The sequence below is a fragment of the Streptomyces sp. Q2 genome, assembly GCF_056820935.1.
Genome location: NZ_JBXEJE010000078.1, coordinates 1 through 2,077, shown reverse-complemented (window position 1 = coordinate 2,077; position 2,077 = coordinate 1). Strand labels below are relative to the sequence as shown.

General features: G+C 71.1%; 3 protein-coding genes. 1 reads left to right on the top strand and 2 read right to left on the bottom strand.

What is annotated here, in order from left to right:
- Positions 1 to 46 precede the first annotated feature (46 nt).
- Complete coding sequence (locus ACWBNA_RS45995) at positions 47 to 775, bottom strand: hypothetical protein (protein WP_482710573.1); 729 nt, start codon at positions 773 to 775, stop codon at positions 47 to 49.
- A gap of 47 nt (positions 776 to 822) precedes the next feature.
- Between ACWBNA_RS45995 and ACWBNA_RS45990 the strand changes: the two genes are divergently transcribed.
- Entirely contained in the window at positions 823 to 1,011 is a 189-nt protein-coding gene (locus ACWBNA_RS45990; protein WP_005485166.1) for a DUF5703 family protein, read from the top strand.
- A 103-nt stretch (positions 1,012 to 1,114) separates the two neighbouring features.
- Here ACWBNA_RS45990 and ACWBNA_RS45985 read toward each other — a convergent pair whose 3' ends face one another.
- Entirely contained in the window at positions 1,115 to 1,885 is a 771-nt protein-coding gene (locus ACWBNA_RS45985; RefSeq protein WP_482710572.1) for a chaplin, read from the bottom strand.
- Between the last annotated feature and the right edge of the window lie 192 nt (positions 1,886 to 2,077).

Genomic DNA, 2,077 nt, shown 5'->3' with positions numbered 1-2,077 from the left:
CGGGGCCCGCCGCCTGATGTCGCACAGTGGCGCGGCGAGGGGTCGCTCAGTGATCCGCTCGGCGATCCGCGTCCAGCCGCTCCAGATCCTCGCCCTCGGTCGCGTCGTCGATCTCCGCGACGTCTTCGAGGTCCCCGTCCTCCTCGTCGTCGTCAACGTCGTCGATGTCGTCCACGTCGTCGTCGAAGACCGCGCTGACGTCGAAGCGGCACACCACCCGCTGCGGGTCGACCTGCTCGAACGGCGCCTCCAGCCACTCGCCGGGCACGGCCGTCTCGTCGGCCGCCGTCACCCAGAGCGTGGAGTCGCCCTCCTCCAGGCCGAAGTCCTTGTGCCGGGAGGCGATCTCGTCCGCCTCGAACTCGCCGAACAGGATGCCGAGCGCCCCGTGCACCGTGCCGGCGGCTTCCCCGCTCTCGTCGTAGTCCGCCGCCTCGACCCGCTGGGCCTGCGCCAGCAGCCGCTGGGGCTCCGCCACGGTGTAGTCGCGGCGGATCAGCACGCTGAGGGCGTTCGGCTCCTCCGGGCCGATGTACGGCGGCAGCGAGTCGTCCGCGCCGGGAATCTCGAAGGGCGTGACCTCGTCGTAACGGTCGTAGAGCAACTCGTCGTACGCCTCCGCGGCCGCGGCCAGCTCGTTGAACGCCTCGTAGACAGCCGGGTCGTCCTCACCCGACCGGCGTTCGACCGCCGCCAGGTGGCGGTCGAGCGCGGTCTTGACCGCCTCGGCGGCGGCGCGTACCTCGGCAGCGGTGGGCTGCGCAGCATCAGACATAGTGCAGACGCTATCCGTACCGGACCCCAGACCGCACAATAGATGCGATGCCGGAATACGAATTTGTCGACGTGTACGTACCGCGCGGGGTCTCCCGCAAAGACGCCACACGTCTGCTGACGGACCATGCCGAGTACGGACACTGGGAGTTGGACCGCCTGAGCCTGCTGCGCGACGGCAGCCGCAGGGTGCGGCTGCGCCGGCGGATCATCCGCCAGGTCCGCGCCACGTGGTGATCTGAGGCGACGGAAGCGGAGCAGGCCCACCGACACCGGGCCCGCTCCGTCGTCCGCCACGCCGGGGGGATTTCGTGGTGCTGTGAATCCCCCTGCCCCAGGGTTATGCCGAGGCGCGCCCCTTGCGGTAGAGCAGCGCGCCCGCCAGCAGCGCCCCCGCGCCCACGGGGAGCGTGAGGCCCATCGGCAGCTCACTGCCGGTGTGCGCGAGCTGTGCGGCGGCTCGCGGCTGGGTGAGGAACTGTGCCCCGGGCTGGTTGGCGTGCGAGGAGCCGCCTCGTGTCTCGTCGCCCGAGGCGGGCGGCGTGTTCGGGGCGCCGGGGCGACCCTGCTCCACCGGGTTGCCCGACTGCTCGGGGCCGCCGGGCGGAGTCTCCTGACCGCTCCCCGACGGCACGGTGCCGCCGGAACCGCCCCCGTTCCCGCAGTCGTTGCCCGTGGTGGGGTTCCCGATCCCGATGACGTCGACGCTGTTGTCGCAGACGTTCACCGGTGCGTCGATCGGCACCTCGACGTGGTTGCCGGAGCCGACACCGGGCGAACCGCCGGTGTTCCCGCCGGCCTGAGAGCCCCCGGAGCCGGCGTGCCCGCTGTGCCCACCGGACGAGCCGCTGCCGCCGCCGCTCTTGACGCCGGTGTTGACACACACGTCGCCCATCGCCGGGTTGAGGAGCCCGATGACGTTGACCGTGTTGCCGCAGACGTTCACCGGCGCGTGCACCGGCGCCTGCACCGAGTTGCCCGACAGTACGCCGGGCGAGTTCGCGCTCGATCCGCTCGCGGCCGAGTCCGCGTGTGCCGCGCCACCGGTCGCGGCGATCACGCCGGTGGCGGCGGCCATGGTCATCAGGCCTTTGCGGGTGACCTGTCGCATTGCTGAATCCCTGCTTTCGACCTTGTCCCGAATTCCCGAAGTTCGCATTCTCGACGGTCGAGTTCGCGGCGATCAAGTTCTCGAAGTCCGGTTCCGGCATTCGAGTTCCGACGTGCGCGTCTCGCCGTTCGAAAAGAGTCGTTCCGAAAAGGCCGGTCGGCCCCGGAGCGCATGGCGCGCACTCCGGGGCCG

Bases quoted from the DNA above. Each gene is read 5' to 3' on its own strand.
- ACWBNA_RS45990 (WP_005485166.1), top strand. From the start codon at position 823: ATGCCGGAATACGAATTTGTCGACGTGTACGTACCGCGCGGGGTCTCC.
- ACWBNA_RS45995 (WP_482710573.1), bottom strand. From the start codon at position 775: ATGTCTGATGCTGCGCAGCCCACCGCTGCCGAGGTACGCGCCGCCGCC.
- ACWBNA_RS45985 (WP_482710572.1), bottom strand. From the start codon at position 1,885: ATGCGACAGGTCACCCGCAAAGGCCTGATGACCATGGCCGCCGCCACC.